The 19,507-nt window shown below is 59.1% G+C and carries 12 protein-coding genes and 2 pseudogenes; 4 read left to right on the top strand and 10 right to left on the bottom strand.

The genetic code is table 11. The features are described 5' to 3' along the window. Positions 1 to 2: 2 nt before the first annotated feature. Entirely contained in the window at positions 3 to 431 is a 429-nt protein-coding gene (locus CAI21_RS18340; RefSeq protein ID WP_116303625.1) for a hypothetical protein, read from the bottom strand. 407 nt (positions 432 to 838) lie between these two features. Here CAI21_RS18340 and CAI21_RS23350 point away from each other — a divergent pair, with 407 nt between their 5' ends. Next, positions 839 to 985 (top strand): hypothetical protein, encoded by a 147-nt coding sequence (locus CAI21_RS23350; RefSeq protein ID WP_181919525.1) that lies wholly within the window; start codon positions 839 to 841, stop codon positions 983 to 985. Between the two features lie 108 nt (positions 986 to 1,093). Beyond that, positions 1,094 to 1,945 carry a PA4780 family RIO1-like protein kinase gene (locus CAI21_RS18335; RefSeq protein ID WP_116303624.1) on the top strand — a complete coding sequence of 284 codons (852 nt, stop codon included), beginning with the start codon at positions 1,094 to 1,096 and terminating at the stop codon, positions 1,943 to 1,945. A 531-nt stretch (positions 1,946 to 2,476) separates the two neighbouring features. Here the strand turns inward: CAI21_RS18335 and CAI21_RS18330 are convergent. From CAI21_RS18330 to CAI21_RS26155, 4 genes are all read right to left on the bottom strand, one after another. Next, positions 2,477 to 3,358, bottom strand: a complete 882-nt coding sequence (locus CAI21_RS18330; protein WP_116303623.1) for a HEPN domain-containing protein — start codon at positions 3,356 to 3,358, stop codon at positions 2,477 to 2,479. 231 nt (positions 3,359 to 3,589) lie between these two features. Further along, positions 3,590 to 8,854, bottom strand: coding sequence for a RecQ family ATP-dependent DNA helicase (locus CAI21_RS18325; protein ID WP_116303656.1), 5,265 nt, complete (start codon positions 8,852 to 8,854; stop codon positions 3,590 to 3,592). Between the two features lie 61 nt (positions 8,855 to 8,915). Further along, positions 8,916 to 9,479: a hypothetical protein gene (locus tag CAI21_RS23345; RefSeq protein ID WP_181919524.1), complete on the bottom strand. Its 564-nt coding sequence runs from the start codon at positions 9,477 to 9,479 to the stop codon at positions 8,916 to 8,918. Next, positions 9,437 to 9,832 carry a PD-(D/E)XK nuclease family protein gene (locus CAI21_RS26155; protein WP_404840898.1) on the bottom strand — a complete coding sequence of 132 codons (396 nt, stop codon included), beginning with the start codon at positions 9,830 to 9,832 and terminating at the stop codon, positions 9,437 to 9,439. Before CAI21_RS26155 ends, CAI21_RS23345 begins: the two co-directional genes overlap by 43 nt. On the opposite strand from CAI21_RS26155, the gene CAI21_RS25245 reads away from it, so the two are divergent. Further along, positions 9,746 to 10,159, top strand: coding sequence for a hypothetical protein (locus tag CAI21_RS25245; RefSeq protein WP_258868108.1), 414 nt, complete (start codon positions 9,746 to 9,748; stop codon positions 10,157 to 10,159). The genes CAI21_RS26155 and CAI21_RS25245 overlap by 87 nt on opposite strands. 60 nt (positions 10,160 to 10,219) lie before the next feature. Here the strand turns inward: CAI21_RS25245 and CAI21_RS18310 are convergent, their stop codons facing one another. The 5 genes and pseudogenes from CAI21_RS18310 to CAI21_RS18290 form a co-directional block, all read right to left on the bottom strand. Further along, on the bottom strand, positions 10,220 to 13,408 hold the full coding sequence (locus CAI21_RS18310) for a type I restriction endonuclease subunit R (RefSeq protein WP_116303620.1): 3,189 nt from the start codon (positions 13,406 to 13,408) through the stop codon (positions 10,220 to 10,222). Between the two features lie 152 nt (positions 13,409 to 13,560). Continuing rightward, positions 13,561 to 14,301 carry a DUF3800 domain-containing protein gene (locus tag CAI21_RS18305; RefSeq protein WP_116303619.1) on the bottom strand — a complete coding sequence of 247 codons (741 nt, stop codon included), beginning with the start codon at positions 14,299 to 14,301 and terminating at the stop codon, positions 13,561 to 13,563. 61 nt (positions 14,302 to 14,362) lie between these two features. Continuing rightward, positions 14,363 to 14,521 (bottom strand): annotated as a pseudogene (locus CAI21_RS18300) (DUF4357 domain-containing protein); the annotation flags it as partial. After that, positions 14,518 to 15,897: a restriction endonuclease subunit S gene (locus CAI21_RS18295; RefSeq protein WP_116303618.1), complete on the bottom strand. Its 1,380-nt coding sequence runs from the start codon at positions 15,895 to 15,897 to the stop codon at positions 14,518 to 14,520. The gene CAI21_RS18295 and the pseudogene CAI21_RS18300, both read right to left, overlap by 4 nt. After that, positions 15,894 to 17,872, bottom strand: a pseudogene (locus tag CAI21_RS18290) (type I restriction-modification system subunit M). The gene CAI21_RS18295 and the pseudogene CAI21_RS18290 overlap by 4 nt, the downstream one beginning before the upstream one ends. 350 nt (positions 17,873 to 18,222) lie before the next feature. Between CAI21_RS18290 and CAI21_RS26150 the strand changes: the two are divergent. Further along, on the top strand, positions 18,223 to 18,603 hold the full coding sequence (locus CAI21_RS26150) for a Rap1a/Tai family immunity protein (protein WP_116303617.1): 381 nt from the start codon (positions 18,223 to 18,225) through the stop codon (positions 18,601 to 18,603). The last annotated feature ends 904 nt before the right edge of the window (positions 18,604 to 19,507 follow it).

Raw genomic sequence — 19,507 nt, 5'->3', positions numbered from 1 at the left:
ACTTACCGCCCCCTGCGAAAGCATTGAGCCCGCTTCAACCGGCCCGGTGATACGAATGTCATCCAACGGAAAAAACGCTTTCCCTGAGAAGGACGAATCAAAGGTACGTCGGGAAACGGTCTTAGGTTCGGATCATCGGGGTGAAGTACCGGCGGCAGCCGGATGTCGTCACGAATACGGATGTTGGAAGGAACGCGCGGAGTGAGTTGCGGCGTGGTCTCAGTTTCCGCATCAAGCAGGTGGCACCACCGCCCGAGCGCTTGTGCAATCGCATCGAGATGCGGCTCTATGCCTCTATCGTCCGGCGTCTCCAGCACGAAGCGTACATAGGATTTTTCGTCGTCTAACGTCGGATCAGGCAACTGCCCGGTAGGAATCCCGCCGCCAACGGGGACGTCGTCGAAGGGGCTGCCAATCGTTGGGGAACCCATAAATCTCTCCCTTGTTCTTTATTGTCCTGATAAGAGTCACGCCAAGCGCGTCTACACCCTCCACACCAAGTATAGGAAAACATTAAAGTAATGAAAGACAACCGCAGAATGGATGCATAATTACCAGGCCCGCGAGTTCGAGGAAACTCATACCTCAGGCCCCGCAAGAACCTTAGAAAATTAACCAGCGTTTTGCTAACAAACGGACAGAAAGCAACGTTTTTCTAACACAAGCTGTTATAGTGCCCCCTTACACCAGCGCACCATAGGCCCAGGTCGCGTTGCCAACCCGCTGAACCAAAGCAAAGCGGGAAGGCGTACTCGTGCACATCTCTGCACCCACTCATACTCGGGACGCTCCCGCCGCAGCACGCCCTCTCTCATCAACCGCCCACGAGGTGAAAAATATGGCAAAACCGAATTTCTCCTACCAAAAGCGTCAGCGCGAGATTGAGAAACAAAAGAAGAAAGAGCAGAAATTACAGCGTAAAATCGATAAGAAGAACCAAACCGCGACCGACGACGAATCGCCAGCGGAGGAATCCACCGAGTAGGCTCCCTTTCGCTGTCAGGCTTCGGCATCCGCGTTGCCAGGGATATACTTGTATTAACGGTGCCGCGTTCACATTTCGCGGCTGTTCTCCACTTCCAGCCAGAGTTTCATGAAACCTCCCAAGCGTATCCAACCCCTAATCGACGACGGTCTTGTCGATGAAGTCTTGTACCAACTTAAAAGCGGCAAAGAAGCCTCGGTTTACGTCGTTCGCTGCGGCGATGACATTCGCTGCGCCAAAGTCTACAAAGAAGCGAATAAACGCGGCTTCCGTACCCTGACTCAATACCAGGAAGGCCGCACCGTCCGTAACAGCCGCCGCGCGCGCGCCATGGCAAAAGGCACCCGTTACGGACGCGACGAGCAAGAGGCCGTCTGGCAAAGCGCCGAGGTAGACGCGCTCTATCGCCTTGCCGACGCCGGCGTCCGTGTCCCACAGCCGCACTTATTCCTCGACGGCGTGTTGGTCATGGCGCTGATAAAAGGCCCCGACGGTGACACCGCACCGCGGCTTGGCGACGTCGTGCATAGCGCTGCGCAGGCACGGAGCTATTACCGATTTCTGATCGCGCAAGTCGTGCGCATGTTATGCGCAGGGCTCATCCACGGCGACCTTTCCGAATACAACGTACTCGTCGATAGCGAAGGCCCCGTCATCATCGATCTGCCGCAAGCGGTCAATGCGGCCGGCAACAACAACGCAAGCCGGATGCTAACGCGCGATATCGACAATCTCACCGCCTACTTCAGCCGCTTCGTGCCCGAACTCGCAAGCACCGATTATGCTCATGAGATCTGGGCGCTCTACGAAAACGGAGAGCTGACCCCGGACACTGAGCTAACCGGACACTTTCAGCGCGAGGAACGACCAACCGATCTTACCGAGCTACTACGTGAAATTGGCGATGCGCGTGAAGAAGCAATGCAAAGGCAGCGCGACGAATACGAGGAAGAATACTAAGCACCGCGCCTTCAGCGGGTTGATCGCAGAGGCTGCACCGGAGCGAAGCGACTGAGCAGTCGCTCGCTCCCGCATGGGCAAGCTTGCGTTAGCACGGCCTTTTCGGCAGCAAAATGCTGCCTGCCGAAACCCTCGGCTAACTTTGCCAACCGAAGCCCCTGCAAGCGAATGGGCATCTAGTCGCCATACAGGCGATATCCGCGCCAAGGCACTCACGGCGTACTCAAGCTCGCCATCCAGCGGGCCGCTCTCAGTGCTGATGGTGTCCGGATGCTCCTGCGCGCACCTCTCCGGCAATTGACGGCGTAAATCTATAACCGACTGAGGATGCGTTTCATTATTTTTCTCTATACTAAAAAGAGACGGTATGACATCTATAGCCATCGGCATCTGCAAATACAAAAACAACGCGGCGATCCAGCAGATATTAGGTTGACGCAACCCTCAGCCGTAGACTTCTTACAGCAACGATTCACAGCCCAGACTGAAGCGGCACCAGCCTGACCTCGAACACTTCAAAACCGCGACTGATCACTTCTCGCTCGTAGCCGCGCACTCCAATCGCGCTAACTCTTCACGGCAGATCGACACCGCAACCTCCAGCAGACGTTTAACGCGCGGGGCCAGGTAGTCCAGATCCTCCTGCGTCACCTTGAAGCGAATATGGTAGCGGGCGCCAATATAGGCAGCATCTAACAGCTTGAAACGCTGCGCCGCCGCTTCCGGCTGGCGAGGAAAAATCTCGCGAAATACCGGCCCGAACTCGGAGGCTTCAAAAGCGAGAATTTTGAGATAATGCTCGTGCGGGCAATACAGCGTGTGGACCAGCAGAATCGTTTTATAGGCAGATTCTGTGGCTTGATTTAGATAGAACACGGCTTTCTGAAGGTCATCTCGTGCCAGAGCATTTGTATAATCAATATAGAAGCCTTCGCCGCTTCTGAACCATCGGTCGAAGTACTCCCGGGCCAAACTCAAGCGCTCCTTCGGCCCCAACTCCTCGGGCTCAGCTAACTGATAGCGACCGGAGTCGTACAACAGCCGCCCTTCTGCCCGCACATCGCGGTAGAAGTAGCGCCCTTCGGCGATCTCCGAATTGACTTCGTTCACGTCAGCACTGATCGGCCGTACGCTGGCAGAGAAGCGTGCCCGGTCCAGCGCGCCCGACACGCGCTCCCAGAGCAGCACGTCCTCCGCCACCGCCTGCTCGGCCACGACGATGAGGATATCGTAATCCGACGGATGCCCCGACCACCGCTCGGGGTCGAGGTCCTTCTCCTCCTTCCAATCGCCCCGCGCATAGCTGCCGTAGAGAATAATCATCTCCACCTCGACGCTGCCGCGGATAATATCGACGATTTGCCCAAGCTCTTGCCGCTTGCGCTCGGGGAGATGGGAAAGATCCGTTTTCATACACTGCCCGTTTCTTATTTAATAAGGCAACTATTTTTGCAGATTTGCGGGTGGAGAGAAATGTTAGAGGCTAGACCTGGGATGCCCCCGTATATCTTCATGAACGAACACCCTATACTTCCAACGCTCACAATCTCCAACAGGCTTAGCGGCACCGGCTTACCCGCGTTTCGTAGCTTAGGCCGCAAAGCCCAACACAATCCAAGCCCAAGGCGGTTCGACCGGATTAACTTAAACACGCCACGTCACCTCCAGCAGCGGAACATACCAGCGATCGCATCGGTGCCGGTCTCGATAGCTTTCTTCGGCATCATCGCTATAGCGAGTATGCATCGCCACAACGCGCACCACATCCACCTGCGAAAGCCGCTCGAGCCAGCGCTCCGCCGCCGTCCGCGCCAGTTGCGCTACAGCTACGCCATCCATGGTTTCCACCATGAGCCGGACGGCACCGTCACGCCCCTCGCGCCTCTGTAAGCGCACCTCCTCGCCTGCACACATAGTTTTCAATGCGGAGTGCATAGCCGCGCCAGCCGGAAGTGCCGCGGCATAGTCGAGAAATAGATCCGCCAGGCCAAGAAACTCGTACCGCACGCCAAGGCAGGTCGAAGGCGGCTGGACGGCTGCCGTCCGCTGCAACAGATAGTCGCCGTGCAGCAAACGTACAAATGGGTTTTCGCAATCGGCGCGCCGACACAGGGTTAGCGTCTCCTCCGCCCGCGTCATCCCGACATAATAAACGCGGCGTTCTTCTTCCTGTTCGGCCGTGCTTCCGCCGGGGCGCCATTGGCCATCCAACACGAACACATGCGGAAACTCCATGCCCTTGGCGGCATGTACGGTGCTGAGAAACACTCCCTGCCCCAGCCGCTGTTCACGCCGCTGCTCCGCTAACGTCTCAAACAGGAACTCGACCAACGCCTCCGGAGGTTGGAGCGCATCGGCGGTTTCCTCGCGCCAGGCGTCGAGCGTATCGAGCAGTAAGCTGCCCCACGGGCCCTGTGCCCCTTGAAGCGAGGACTCGGCCAACTCTAAGGCGCAAGTGGCCGAGATCAGCTCGCGACGCTCACGCAGGGAGTCGATGAACAACGCAAACTCCCGAACGCGATGCACCGGAAACCCCTTACTCTGCCCGCCCCTTCTCTCAATGGGCCAAGAGACAGGTACCCCTCGCGCCTCAAGCAGCGCACGGCAAGTAGTCAGTTCCTCATGCCCGGTGCCGGTGCGTGCCAAGATCGCGAAATCCCCCCAATCGACTTCAGGCTGCAGCCGCCGCAAACGCTCGATTTCGCCAACCACCGCCGCGGCCTGCGCCCCAAGGTCGGGAACCCCGAGTATCTGTACCTTGCCTTGAGTGAGTTCGTCGCGCCGCTGCCATACACCTCCCAAGGCTTGGTTGTGTCGCCCCTTGTCGATACGGATCGGATGCTCCAACTTCATGCGATCACGATTCTGGGCGATCAATTGATTCGCCGCCGCGATGATATTCGCGGTGGAGCGATAGTTCTCCACCAGGTGATGCACCTCGGCGTCGTAGTCCTCCCGAAACTGGCGAATAAAGCCGACATTGGCATTCCTGAAGCCGTAGATACTCTGGTCGTCGTCGCCTACGGCTAAAAGGCTCAGTTTCCTATCCGGATCTTCCAGAGTCCGCCCGGCGAGAGCAGATATCAGGTCGTACTGCTCAGGGTCGATATCCTGATACTCGTCCACCAGGATGTGCTGATAACCTGCTAGAAGCCGGTCCCGCAGCTCATCGTCTTCCAGGCCCGGAACCTCCTTGTCACCGCGCAACAGCGCGATGGCATCGGCTACAACACCCTCGAACCGAAGCTCGGTACGATCCTGTCCTGCGCGTGCCGCAAACGAAGCGCCGGTCAGCCGCATGGCCAGACCATGGTAGGTGAGCACGGTCACGCCGACAGCATCACGCCCAACCAACTCCCATAACCGCTTGCGCAGCGTCAGCTTGGCGTTGTGGTTGAAGCACAGAATGAGAATCCCACGCGCGGGCACGCGCTCGACCCGAAGCAGATAGGCGCAGCGGTGCACCACCGTACGCGTCTTGCCGGCTCCCGGCCCGGCCAGAATCAGTGCATTGCTGTCCAGGGGCGCCGTCACGATGGCCTCCTGCGCGGGATTGCCCAGCGACTCCACCACCGCCCGATAAGACTCCTCGCTGGTCGCCCGCTGCAGAATGCTTTCACGGCCCGGGAAGTAACGGCGCACGAAGTCCTTCTTTTCCTGCGAAAAATAATCCGCCACCAAGCGCATCGCCTGCGAGATCTTCTCTAGGCCAAGACGCGCGTACTCGTTCATGACGTGGACCTGAAACGTGCGCTCGCGGTAATGGTACTCCAGCGGCTCGAAGTCACCCTTGGTATACCGCCGGCCTTTGCTTCCGGGAAGCAGGCTAATCGTCATGGCCTGGCGAAACACCGCCAGACCCCGCTGCAGAATAATGGCCTTCTGCTCATGCAGAAACAGCAATCCGCGGTCGATAGCTGCCAACGGATCCCGAATCTGGGCAGCCAGCGCCATGTCCTGCTTGATGGCCTCAAGCAGATCGTCGCTCGTAAACTCCACCAGGAGTACAGCCGTGCTAGAGGCTTGCGCCTCCGGCACTCGTGCATAGATTGCGGCAAGCACGGCCTGCGCGACCGCACGCCGTCGCTGCGCCGTTTCCTTCACCGCAGCCCAGTTGCGCTGAAGCTTGACGCGATAGCTGTCGTTGCCCGTGTGTTTGAGATCGATGCTGCCGCGCCTGCCGGCCATACCCTTGCCATCCTGGCTTAGGCTGTTCAAAAGCTGGCGCAGGATCTCCGGGTTAGCGTCGTCGAAACCCTGATCTTTCAACCGTTGATTCAACTGCCGTAACGACAACTGCTGCCACTGTCCGGCCTCGGCATCCGGCGCTGCCTCCTCCAGCGCCTTCAGCATACCGTCCTCAATGGCGCACACCCGCTCGAGCACGGCCCGAGCATTGCCTTTCCCGCGCGGTCTGAGATAGGCCGTCATCTGCAAACCCTTGCTGATCAACCCCGCTTCGGTCATTTGATGCAATACCTGGATGACCCGCTGGGTATCGCTTAGCGCTCGCCCCTCATCCTCCTCGCGGGCCTCCGGCGGCAGCACGCCCGCATACCCTGCAAGATCATCCGCAGTGATACCTTCATCCGGGTCGGCATTGATCAGAACCGTGAGGATTTCCAGCCACTGGCGGCGCTTCCAGTCCGGCAGGTTCAGCCGCTGCAAGCGCTCCTCAGCCTCATCCAGCGATTGCACCACCGGCTTGCCTTGGAAGACTCGAGTGTGGTTTTCATTACGCTCAAGAAACCCTGCCCGCTCCAACCAGGCGACCGCGGTCTTGACCTTTGTATCCGCCATGTTATCGCCAGCATCGAAACTCGTACTGACGGTTTCCTCTCGCAGCAGCTCGCCCGAAGTCACGACGATTTCCTCACCCTCCCCGCGCCGCACCCGGCGTAAGCCGCGTAGGATCTGGGAAATATCGCGTTTATTGAGCTCCGATATCGCACCCAGCTTGAACTGGGTTTCGACATCGGCGGTGTCGTACAGCAGAATGCACTCCGCCTCCTGCTCGTCGCGCCCCGCCCGCCCCGCTTCCTGCAGGTAGTTCTCCAAAGAGCCGGGGATATCGAGATGAATGACAAGACGCACGTCATCCTTATCGATCCCCATCCCAAACGCATTCGTTGCGCAAATCACCGGGATCTCGCCAGCAACGAAACGCTCCTGTATAGCGCGCTTTTCCGGGGCAGGGAGACCGGCATGAAACGCCTCCACGTTCCACCGCAGTTTCTGCAGATATTCGGCCACCTCTTCGGTATTCCTCCGCGTGGCGCAGTAGATCACCGCCCCACCGACAGGCGGCTCACCCAACCGCTCGCGCAACAGCACTTCAGCTCGGGCAAACTTTTCCTGACGGCTTACCTCATGAACCTCAAAGCGAAGATTCTCCCGCTCCGCGCCGCCGTCAAGCAGCGAGAGTTCCTGCCCGAGCTCCCGCTTGAAGTGGCCGAGAATATCGGCAACCACCTCCGTTTTCGCCGTTGCGGTAAAACAGGCCACCGGCGGCAACGGGACACGCTGCTCCTCGGTCAACTCGCGAATGAAGCGGGCCGCATACAGATAATCCGGCCGAAAGTCATGCCCCCACTTTGACAGGCAGTGCGCCTCGTCGAACACCCAACAGCCGACCTCGCGCCCCAACAGGGCCTGGCGCAGCGAGCGGTTTCGCAACTGTTCTGGGGAGACATAGAGCAGCGCTACATCACCAAGCTTAATACCCTCCAGCACGCTGGCTCGTTCCGGCGGGGTGAGCATTCCGTACAAAGCCGCAGCCGCGTTGGTCCCAGTCTTCTGCTTGAGGTTGTCCACCTGATCTTTCATCAGTGCCTGCAACGGGGAAACGACTACCGTGAGCACACCACGCCGCTGATATCGCACCAACGCCGGTATCTGGTAGCAGATGGATTTTCCCCCACCCGTCGGGAGAATGGCGAGCAGCGGTCGGTCGCACATACCTTCGGCAACGATCTCGCGCTGCAACTCACGCCCGTCAGCAGCGGGGCGGTAAGAGGGATACCCAAACAGTGCTTTGAGGGGCACTACCGGATCGTGATTGCGAGCACAATAGGGGCAATCGCTAGCGCCGCACGGGGAATCACGAAGCGCTTTGATCAAGTCGCTAACCACGGGAAACCGATGCCGCACCCACGGCGGTAAGACGGAGTTTCCGCCCGCCACGAACAACCACGCCAACACGTAAGCCAGAGCAGGCAATCGTTGCGGCTCACGCACGCCCTGTGCCGCGATGCGCCGTGCTGCCACGGGGCAGGCGCGCCCCTCGGTCAGCCGCAGCCAGATCGCCTGCATCTCAGCCCCATCGCAAGACTTGGCGCCCAGCCCGGCAAAAACGGCAGCTAACCCCTGAGAACCATTCTCGCCTTCCAGATCCCCGTGCTGAAAACAGAAGCGATAAAACTCGAGTATCCCGGGCGTGAATTCGCCGAATTTACGAAAACTCGCCCACTGATCGCGAAAGATACTGCCCGCCAGCCGTGCGTCGGCCACCGGATCGCTGACGCTGTCCCGCACCAGCTTGTAGTCCTTCACCAGGCGATGGTAAGGGTTCTCCGGAAAGGCAAGAGCGGAAAGATATAGTGTGTCGACAACTGGTTTTTGCAGAAGCTCGAGTTCGGGAGAGAGTGTTCGAACGTAGGGCAGATCATGAGCAAGAACGTTGTGCCCGAATACGAACCGGGCAGATCGGCCAAAAGCGTCGAGCTCCGCTAAAGCCCGCCGCTCGTCCCGAACATCACGACGGGCGAAAACATCCGCCCCATGAATCGCTCCAATCTCGTATAGTTTCCCCCGCCGTCCGGTTTCCAAATCGACGAGCAGGCACTCCCCGAGAAATGCATCGACAGCTACATCAACATCTGCGGTGGGTTCTGAGAGAAGCGAACTCATAGCAAGAAAGCTACCACTAACCGCTAAAGGCGGCACCAAAAAGCGACGCCGAATAAGCCGGCTAACCGGCGGCCATCCTCCAGAGACGAAACAACTCGTCTATATAACTCCGCACCATCTTCTTGCGCGCATCCGAATCGACCAGCGTATCCAGGGCCTCAGCGGTTGGCTCCCTGAAGTTGAAGTCCGGCAACGGATATCGATACAACGGCCACCAAGCATCGTAGAGGTAATCGTCATCCAACTCGCTCAGAAGGGTTTGGCAACGGCGATAGTTGTCCGGCTGCGTCTCCTCGTCGCAGCTTATGCCGGTGTAGATCCGCTCATCGATACCAATGCCGACGGTAACGCCCTCCATACCCGGTACCCGGAAGAAAATCCCGTAGTGCTTATTTTTCCTCTGGCCGTTGTAGTACCGATCACAGCTCGTCCGCACTGAGTCCGCCTTCACCGACTCCGGATCGAGCGATGCAAACATCTCCGGATATTCCGCCTGTGCGATCATCAGCGCCTCACGCCAGAACTGCTCCTGCAGCTGGATGAGCGCCTCGACATAAGCGACTCTGATGTCGCGAGCAAGCTTCATGTTATGCCCTTGCAGCAGAGCCTTGACCAGCTCTCCCATATACTCTTCCCCCTGATCCAGCCCCGTAAGCCTCTCCACAATCTCCTGATACTGAATGATGCTCTCGCGAACAGCGTTATCCCGCACGACATAGCCAAGCGAGCGCTCCAACCAGCGCAGTACGTCGCTACCGTAGCTGATATTCGCCAGCAACGGCTCATCCAGCTCAGCATCCAGCCGGCCAGGCTTTCCTCCGAAGGAGCGCTCCCGTCGAGGGTCAAATACCTGATGTAAATGGGGCTATAGCCCTTCTGCTTGAGAGCGTCGTGATACCGGCGCAGCTGCGATTCCTGATCATCGGCATATATCTTGTTCTCGATAATTACCGCTTGCCTATCACCGTTGGTGATCAAAATATCGATCTTGTGCCGCTCAACTTCGACCTTGATACCTCGGGTAGAGAAACCATCTTCGCCGACCGGAACGCCCACCTCATCCAGCAGCACCTCGAGCAGCTTTTTCCCTTGGCATGCACCGCTGGATTAATCAGCGCAGCGATAAACCTCGAATGCAGCCGAACTTCATCCGACTCACTGCGAAGCACACTGAACAGGTTGAAGCTCTTCCTGCGCGCAAACTGGCGCCGCAGCAAGTCAACGATCTGGAACAGCCCCTGCGCGGCAGCCACATCAACGGCCGACTTTCCTCCGTCTACCACCCCTGCCCCCTTTGATCATTGACGCATATCCCGCTTGTTCGCAACAGGTATGTGTGACCCAACACCGTTTCCACCCAACCGACTACCGCACCCTATCGTCCGCCCCTTTAATAGGCGTCTCACGCCTACCCGCCAGCAACTGGAGGATCAACAGCGCAAACTCCCGGCCCCGCTCTTCGTTATCAAGCACCTGCATCGACAGCTTCTCGTTGTCGTTCATCGCATCCAGCACCGTGTCGATGACGCGCTTCGGGAACAGGCCGTGCATGACCTGCTCGGCGCTGTGACTGTTCACCTGTGCCATGACCGCATCGTCGCGCTCGATTCGGTCAGCCACGCCGTTAGCGAAGTGCAATTTGTCGTCGTCGCTCACCTCCGCGCCGAACAGGTCGTTCAGCCGCTCGATGATTTCGGACAGCCGTTTCTTCTCCGGGTCGTGCGGCTTGCCCGAACCAAGCTCGGTGATGGGCTTGAGGCTGTGATCGTCATCGCTTTCCCCCAACCGCAGACGATGCTCGGCGCGCTTGGCCAAACGGTAGTGCGTGAGCGCCAGCTCGCTGACGTCGATATCGTCCTCGTCGAGTCGATCAATACGCAGCAGCGGATGAAGGTGCTTGGCGTAAACGCACAGCTGCTCGAGCTCCGGGTCGTCGTACTCGACGATCTGCGACAAGAACTCGTAGGCCCGCACGAAGCTCTGCAGGTTCTTCTTGAAAAGATCCAGTCCGTCGAGCACGGTGCCGTAGTCCTTCAACTCCTGCTCAGCGCGCGTCAACCCGGCCTTGTCGCCGTTCGCCTCAGCGCGCTGTTTCGCCTCTTTCCACTCCTGCACCTTCTCAGCGGCCGTCTTGTAGCGGGAGACAAAGCGCTCGCGCGCCGGCTGCGTGTAGCTGCTCATACGCGCGGCCGGCACTTTCGGATCAAAAAAGGCGCGCGCAAAGCCTGAAACCTCGTCCCACTGATAAATCCGGGCCTCGTCCAGCGTGTACTGAAGATCGAACACCACCATCTGGTCCGACACGTCGGCCAGCTCCGCAGTGCTGTAGTAGGGCTCAAAGGCCGCGAGAATATCCTGCGGGTCGTTGAAGAAATCGAGAACGAAGGTCTCCTTGCCGGGGAAGGTGCGGTTCAGGCGGGAGAGGGTCTGCACGCAGTCGACGCTCTGCAGTTTCTTGTCCACATACATCGCACACAGCTTAGGCTGATCGAAGCCGGTCTGGAACTTATTAGCGGCGATCATCACGTTGTAATCGGCGGTGTCGAAGGCGTCCCGCAGATCGCGCCCTTTCAGCCCCGGGTTGAGCAGCGCGCTGGTCTCGCTCACCTCTTCCGGAATCACATCATCGGGCGGCACCGTGCCGGAGAAAGCCACCAGCGGATGCACGTCGCGGTAGCGTCGCTCTTCGCAGTAGGCCTTCATCGCCAGCGTGTAGCGTACCGCCTCCTGGCGGCTGGCCGTCACCACCATGGCCTTAGCCTGGCCGTCGAGCAGGTGGCGCACATTGGTACGGAAGTGCTCAACGATGATCTCGACCTTCTGGCTGATATTGTAAGGGTGCAGCCGCACCCAACGGGCCAATTTGCGCGACGCCTTGCTCGATTCCACCTCGCGATCGTCGGCCTCCGGGTGGGCGAGCTTCCAGGCGGTGTTGTAGGTTACGTAGCGTTTGAGCACGTCGAGGATGAAGCCCTCCTCAATGGCCTGCCGCATCGAGTAAACGTGAAACGCCTCCGGCTTGTTGTCCGGGCCGCGCGGTGCGCTCGGGTCCGGTGCCCGGCCGAACAGCTCCAGCGTCTTGCCCTTGGGCGTGGCCGTGAAGGCGTAGTAGCTAATGCGCTCGCTCGGCTTGCGAACGCTCACGGCAGCACTTAGCAGATCCTCGGCGCTCAGCTCCTCGCCCTCCGGCCGATCCGCGCCGAGAATGGCCTTTAACTTGCTCGCCGACGAGCCGGTCTGCGACGAATGCGCCTCATCGGCGATCACCGCGTAGCGGCCGTCGGCGAGCTGCGGATGCTTGTCGAGCGCCTCGAACAAGGCCGGGAAGGTCTGAATGGTGACGATAATGATTCGGGTCTGGCTTGATAGCGCCTCGGCCAGTTGTTCCGACTTGCTCTGGCTACCCACCTCGCGCGTGATGGGCCGCACCACGCCCTCGGCGTGTTCGAACTGGTAGATCGTTTCCTGTAGCTGGCTGTCGAGCACCGTGCGGTCGGTGACGACGATGACCGAGCTAAACAGCTTCTGGCCCGCCTCGTCGTAGAGCGAGGCCAGCTGATGCGCGGTCCAGGCGATCGAGTTCGACTTGCCCGAGCCCGCGCTATGCTGAATCAGATAACGCTGGCCGGCGCCTTCCCGGCGCGTCGTGTCGATCAGTTGGTTGACCACGTCCCACTGGTGGAAGCGCGGGAAGATCATCGTCTCCTTGGTAATGCGCTTGCCGTGGAAGTCTTCGCTGGTCTTTTGCTCCAGGTGGAGAAAGCGCGCCAGGATCTTCAGCCAGGCATCCGGCTGCAGTACCCGCCGCCAGAGATAATCGGTAGCGTAGTCGTCCTCATGAGCCGGCAGCGGATTCCCGGCCCCGCCATCCTCGGTTCCGAGGTTGAACGGCAGAAAGAACGTATCGCGCCCGGCGAGCTTGGTAGTCATCGCCACCTCGAACTGGCTCACCGCAAAGTGCACCAGCGCACCGCGCTTGAAGGCCAGCAGCGGCTCCGGCTTGCGCGTTAGCGGGTCTTTCACCGGCCGGTCGCGGCAGTATTGCCGCTTGGCCTGCTCCACCGACTGTTTGAACTCGCTTTTGAGCTCCAGCGTAGCCGTAGGAATGCCGTTGACGAACAGCACCAGATCGAGCCGCGGGTCGTATTCGCCCTTGCGCGCATGCGGCGAATAAGAAACCTCCGGCACCACGCGCAGTCGGTTGGCGCGGTAACGGGCCAGCGAGTCCTGGTTCATGTCGTGGTCCGGTTTGAAGCTGCACAGCTCCACCCGCGCACCCGGCACCTTGAAGCCGTGGCGCAGCACGTCCAGCGTGCCGCGCTTGTCGAGCTCGCGAGTCACGTGGCGCGTCAGACTGGCTTCGGGGTTCTGACCATGGTGTTTGCAGAAGCGCTCCCACTGCTGCGGGTGTGCCTCGCGGTAGTAGGCGATCACGTCCTCGGTGTAGAGGGCCGAGGCGCGGTCGTAGCCGCCGGCGGTGCCGACCAGCCAGCCGTTCTCCGTTAGCGCGTCGATAATGTCTTGCTGGAATCGCGCCTCTCTGCTGCTGGCCATGGTTGATTCCTCGTTCTTATTTAGTCGGGCAACGCCCGCAACATGCAATCAGTGCTTGAGACGCACTCGCGTATGCCCCATACTAAGAGCTGTGGATTGGGAACGCCCGATCGGCAATAGGCCTCGGCGAATGCGTCGGGGTCTTTTGCTATCTAGGGGTAGCATTTCAGCCCCCATCCTTCGATTCGACCAAGCCCATCGCGCCTGAATTTTGATTCCAACGTTTCGTAAGCGCGGTTCTGCTGATCCGGGCGCAGCAGGCGCCGGCCAATGGGCCGTGCGACCATATCGGCGAGCTGAAGACCCGCCGAGTTGACCTTCTTGTCCGCAAGCACCAGCTCTAGAGTGTCGGCCATCCCCGCCATGCGGCTGCGATCCATGATCCGGCGAAATTCGAGCTCCAGCGCCCGATCCTCCTGCAACCCCCGCTGCTCGAACACCACGTGCGTCCGCCTCCCTCGTTGGCCGCGGCTTTGCAGCTCCAGGTAAATCCGCTCGAGGCCGAACTCCATCGCGACATGGTAGGGGTTGCCGTCCGCTCCGTGTCGCTGCTTAAAGGACTCCTTCATGATGCAGCTTGCTACAAGTGTGAACGGGGCCGACTCGACCAGCCCGGTAAGATCAGCAAGAAACGGTTCACGCACGGTAGGATTAAGCAGAATGTCGAAAGGCGGGCGCGACCGCCGGATGTCCGCCTCGTGAAACACCACCATATCGTGCCCGAAGTAACGAAACTTCAACGCCTGGATCCGCGGCACGATCTGCTCGACGTAAACGCGCTTCTCGAAAAGACAAAACGCGAGCACGAACACCGGGTAGTCGGGGTTGATCGAGGTAAGCCCGTGGTCGCCGCTTTCGTCTACGTAGACGATGTAATCACCGAAATTCAGCATCGTGATGGTAACGTCATATCTGGAGTGGCGGGAAGGCGGTGTCGTCACTGCCCTTGAGACAGATCCCGGTGCGGCCACACTCGGGGCGCTGCACCAGCTCGGTGAGCTTGCTGCGCGGCCCGGTGAGGACGTGGCCGGTCCAGTTCATGATCTCGGCGGTCAGCAGGCCGTTCGACGTGCCATCGACCAGGAACAGGCGGATGCTGCGGCCGGGGGTCATGCGGTCACCTGTGCGGCGGTGTCGTCCGTGGCCACACTGCTTGCGGGCTTCCAGCCGCGGACGTCGATCTTGCCGGTAACGGCGGCAGAGATCAGGGCGGAGCGGCGTTCTTGAAGAAGCTCGACTGCCTTTTCTGCCTCTGCGACCAACTTGTCAGACCTCACGAGCTGGTTGTCGATGAAAGTGACTATACCGTGCTGCTCATCGACTGGGGGCACAGGAAAGACAAGATCGCGCACTGTGGCTTGGCCGATGTTCAGCATAGAGCTACTCGCCCCCGTCGCCTCTAGCTCAAGCCGTCCCCGAGCCATACGGGTGCCCAGGTAGCAGGAAAGGAAGCGCGGAAGGCATCGCGAGTCGTCGAGCCGCAGTCTGTATAGTTTGTCGCACAGGAGCAGGTTCGAGTAGTCAGCCAGCGCCACAGCCGCGCTACCTACCAAATCACGCGTGTTAGCGCGCGATATCATTAGGTCGCCGGTTCTAATGCTTAGATTAGGATCTGGCGCCAAGTCGCTCGGCAGAGCCTTGTTCTCCTCGGGCTTGAACTGCCCTCCATTCACGCACCCGACTTTAAGGACCCCGAACTCGTCATTACCAGCGACTCGATTCTCGCACTGGGGGCTCCATCCTTGTCCCATCGATTTGATGACATACTTGATAGGCAGCACCACCCAATGCGCTGGCACCTCGCCCAGCCACTCGACGCCCGAGTCTTTCATCGGCACGTTCGGGTCCAGGCCCTTGGTGACGGCGTGCGAGATCACGGCCTGCCGCTTCTCCTTCAGAAACTCGATCAGGCGCTTCTGCTCGTCCACCAGCGCGTCGATCTTCGCGGTCTCGTGGTCGAGGAAGGCGGCAAGCAGGTTTTGCTCATCCTTTGGGGGGAGGGCGACTTTGATTCCCTTCAGGTCATCCCAGCCTATGGCGGCCCGATGGGCCAAGATTCCGTTGCCAAACGATTGAGCGAGACTCTGAAAGGCTCTGTTCTCGAAGATACGCAGTGCATACCTAGGCAACACCTCCGGCTCTACCGCCCGCAGGACGATGTAAACGGGGCTGCACACGCCGTCCAGGCCAGACAGGCCATACGACCCGATGCCATAGTTCATACTGTTTATGACCAAGTCGCCCCTTTTGACGATCTTGCACTTGCTCAAGTCATCAGGCTTTTTGTTCCCTACATCACCCTTTTCCTCATATGGAATGACTCCGACGTTCGCCATCAATGACAGGTAAGCATCAACGGCCGCGTCGGAGTTCTTGTCCTTTCGCTCTTCGACGAACGTTCGACACGGCACCACCCGCCAGTGCGCCGGCACCTCTCCAAGCCACTCAACTCCGGAGTCCTTGTATTCCGGATACCGCGGGAAGCTCATGTCGACAGCTCCTCGATCATCGCCTTGATCCGGTCAGTGCAGGCTTTCAGGTCGGCGTCGATCTCCTCCAGCGGCCGCGGCGGCTGGAACACGTAGAAGTGCCGGTTGAAGGGGATCTCGAAACCGACGATGCCGATCTCACCGTCCTGCGGATCGCGCTTGCTCTCGTCGATCCAGGCGTCCGGCACGTGGGGTTTGACCTCACGCTCGAAATAGTCGAACACCGACTCACCCAGCGGGACGTTTTCAAAGTCGCGCAGGTTGCTGTCAGGCTCGGGGTTGCCTTGTTTGTCGGTGCAGATATCCGCTTCCGGGTCGGGCTCGGACAAGGCGCTCATTACGCTTTTCATTTGCGGCGCGGCAAGCTTGACGTCGCGCGCCTTGAGTGCCTGTTTCAAGTCGCGGTTAAAGGCGTCGCGGTTGCGGTAGAGCCGGTCGCCGTCGAGATCCTCGCAGGCAGCCAACAGCGTGGCGCGCGTGATGTCGTCCAGCTTCTGGATGGGTTTTTCGTCGAGGATGCGGCGGATACGCTCGGGGCTGGCCTGGAAGTTCAGCCGCAGCGGGCGCTCGACGGTGATGCGGCGGTAGCCAAAGGCGTCGAGCGGGAAGATTTTGCTCTCCTCGTTCTCCTCAAAGGCGCCGTAGAGCCTAACGATAGCGTTGATCTGCGCCTCGTCGAGGAAGTTACGCTTGCTGCCGAGCGACTTGCGCATCTTGCTGAAACGACCGCCGGCGTTGATGAGCTGCACCTTTCTCTGGCGCCCCACCGGCTTGTTGTTGGAAAGCACCCAGACGTAGGTGGCGATGCCGGTGTTGTAGAACATGTCCGTGGGCAGGGCGATGATCGCCTCGACTAGATCCTGCTGCAGCAGGTAACGCCGGATCTCGGACTCGCCGCTGCCGGCGCCGCCGGTGAACAGCGGCGAGCCGTTAAGGATAATGCCGATGCGGGAGCCGCCCTCACGCGGGTCGCGCATCTTGCTGACCAGGTGCAGCAGGAACAGCAGCGAGCCATCCGACACCCGCGGCAGCCCCGGTCCGAAGCGGCCGTCGTGCCCCTTGAACTTGTGCTCGTCGCTGACCTGCTTCTGCACCTTCTTCCAGTCCACCCCGAACGGCGGATTGGAGAGCATGAAGTCGAAGCGGGCGCCGGCGTGGTGGTCGTCGGAGAGCGTGTTGCCAAGTTTGATGTTGGCAATGTCCTGGCCCTTGATGAGCATGTCCGCCTTGCAGATGGCGTAGGACTCGGGGTTGAGCTCCTGACCGTGCAGCGCGACGCTGACGTTGTCGCTCACCTGCTGGATGTATTCATCGCCCTCGGACAGGAATCCGCCGGTGCCGGCAGTCGGGTCATAGATCGTGACGATGCCGTTCGGCTTGAGCTTTTCGTCCTGCCCTGTGAGCACGAGCGAAGTAGTAAGGTGCACGATGTCGCGCGGGGTGAAGTGCTCGCCCGCCGTCTCGTTGGACGACTCGGCGAACTTGCGGATCAGCTCTTCAAAATGATGCCCATGCCGAAGTTGCTGATCGCCTTCGGGCTCAGGTCTATGCCCGCGAACCGCTGCACTACTTGGTAGAGCAGATTGTTGGCGTTGAGCTGCTCGACAAAGTCCTCGAAGTGGAAGTGCTCGAAGATCTCCCGCGCCTCCTTGCTGAACGACTGCACATAGCTGGTGAGGTCGTCCATGGTCTGCGTGTCGGAGAGCGTGGCGAGCGACAGCGGCGAGACGTTGAAGAACTGCTGCCCCGCCTCGCGCAGCAGCAGCATCTCCCGCACCGCCTCAGGTTTATCGACATGCGCCTGCGCCGCCGCGGTCACGCGCTCCTTGGTCGATTCGAGCACGCACTCCATACGCCGCAGCAGGGTGAACGGCAGGATGATTCGACCGTACTGGGACTGTTTGAAATCGCCGCGCAGGAGGTCAGCCACCGACCAGATAAAGGCGGCGGTCTGCGAGTGGTTCTCGTTAGTCACGTATTTCCCCGGTGCTACAAGAGGCAAAGCAATGAGTTCTTATAGAATAAACTTTATCAGATATTGAACGCAGTCCCGAATCTTGAAACGAAATCTCCAGGTGATACCCAGGAATGGTATCCTGTCCTGCGAATAATAAACTGTACACGCTTATGTTGAGAGTTCGGGGGTAAAACCCGGCGAAGATAACTCCTAGGGGAATGGAGATCTAGTCTTCGTTGATCCGGACCGACGGACGACGCCAGATTGCAGAAATCAACGAGAACATACTGGTCTAACGGCGTCATGTTCACTTAGCTGGTGCCTGGGAAGCACAGCCGGCACCAGAACAACTTTTCTTAACGGTTACATTGGGGGAACATGAAAAACTAGCAGTCTCTGCGCTTCTATTCTTAGCTCTTGCTTCCGGGCATGCAGCCGCATCAGTCATCGAGACCGGAGCGGACCTTGTACGCACCTGCCTGCAGACCGAGGCCATCTGGTCTGGTCAAGACGGAGACAGGGTACAAAGTCTATCTTGCTTCCACTTCCTGATGGGGTTTGATTCCGGCGCCTCCGTCGCAGCAGCCGTTAATGAGACACCAGACCTTTATTGTCAGCCTGAAGAAGCCCGTCTGATCAACATGGTCACTGCCGTACTGGATACAGTCGACGGCAACGCGAGGTTAGAAAACGCCCCGGCGGCGATCGCGACGTGGCAGGCATTGGCCATCACCTACCCGTGCGACTGAAGCAGCTACACCCTCTGGGGTAGAGCCGCCATGCAGCGAAGATTAGGCAACAGCCGCATTACGGCGGCCAATAACCACTGGCGGCAATGAGGGACCAAATGCAGAGGTTGGGAGGGCCGCCGTCTTAATCGGTGCCTCACTCCCTATTCCTGTAGATGAGCAGATCGACATTTTCCCGATGGTGAGGCACATGTCTTCCGAGACAGAGGTCTGCATCGACGGCCTTTGCGTTAAGGGTGATTGCAGCGGCATGGACTTCGGCGTAGACCTTCGCGTACCTGCCAGACACTTTCGAGATCATGCTTGGTTAGAGCGACTCCACAGGCGATGATAGCGAATCAATGGTGAGGCTGGCTGGCGGCTATTATTGGTGGGGCGAAGGAAGAAACCACAGCACGCGGCTAAACTTCATCTCTCAGGATTCAGGCCACACGGTGAGCGCTGGCTACCGCTACAGTTGGTAGCCAGCGCTCACCCATCAGCAGCTTGCACAAGTGCGAAGGGGTGGGAGTATGCGCTAGAAGCCTATGACCAGGCTTTCGCCGCAGCTCCTGTTGAGTTGTGGCGGGCAAGTGAAGGCGTATAAACCGATTTTGACAGGAGCGAAATAAGGCAGACTCTGGAGGATTAGTCGAAACTTGATCAACCGCAGGGAAATACGGAATGCCCCTCGCCCTTCTTCGCCGCCAGAGGGGGCAAGGGAGATTCCGTATTTCCTTAAGAAACCTCAATTGACAACCAGAAGTGCCGTATTCCAGAAATGAAAAAGGCCGGTCCTTTCGGAACCGGCCTTTTTCATCGCTTAATTTGGTCGGGGTGAGAGGATTTGAACCTCCGACCACCTGCACCCCATGAATACGCACAATTCGGCGTAAGCATCTGATGCAAAAGTAAAAACGTCTAT

This window comes from Alkalilimnicola ehrlichii, assembly GCF_003399765.1.
GTDB lineage: Bacteria > Pseudomonadota > Gammaproteobacteria > Nitrococcales > AK92 > AK92.
Note: the sequence above shows the minus strand (reverse complement) of the source record. Positions and strands in the feature narration are given on the sequence as shown.

What these genes read in the sequence shown, in the direction of transcription:
- CAI21_RS23345 (WP_181919524.1), bottom strand. Translation starts at nt 9,479, where the DNA reads ATGGGAGAGCTGGTCAAGGCTCTGCTGCAAGGGCATAACATGAAGCTT.
- CAI21_RS18295 (WP_116303618.1), bottom strand. Translation starts at nt 15,897, where the DNA reads ATGAGCTTCCCGCGGTATCCGGAATACAAGGACTCCGGAGTTGAGTGG.
- CAI21_RS18330 (WP_116303623.1), bottom strand. Translation starts at nt 3,358, where the DNA reads ATGAAAACGGATCTTTCCCATCTCCCCGAGCGCAAGCGGCAAGAGCTT.
- CAI21_RS18325 (WP_116303656.1), bottom strand. Translation starts at nt 8,854, where the DNA reads ATGAGTTCGCTTCTCTCAGAACCCACCGCAGATGTTGATGTAGCTGTC.
- CAI21_RS23350 (WP_181919525.1), top strand. Translation starts at nt 839, where the DNA reads ATGGCAAAACCGAATTTCTCCTACCAAAAGCGTCAGCGCGAGATTGAG.
- CAI21_RS18340 (WP_116303625.1), bottom strand. Translation starts at nt 431, where the DNA reads ATGGGTTCCCCAACGATTGGCAGCCCCTTCGACGACGTCCCCGTTGGC.
- CAI21_RS18305 (WP_116303619.1), bottom strand. Translation starts at nt 14,301, where the DNA reads ATGCTGAATTTCGGTGATTACATCGTCTACGTAGACGAAAGCGGCGAC.
- CAI21_RS18335 (WP_116303624.1), top strand. Translation starts at nt 1,094, where the DNA reads ATGAAACCTCCCAAGCGTATCCAACCCCTAATCGACGACGGTCTTGTC.
- CAI21_RS18310 (WP_116303620.1), bottom strand. Translation starts at nt 13,408, where the DNA reads ATGGCCAGCAGCAGAGAGGCGCGATTCCAGCAAGACATTATCGACGCG.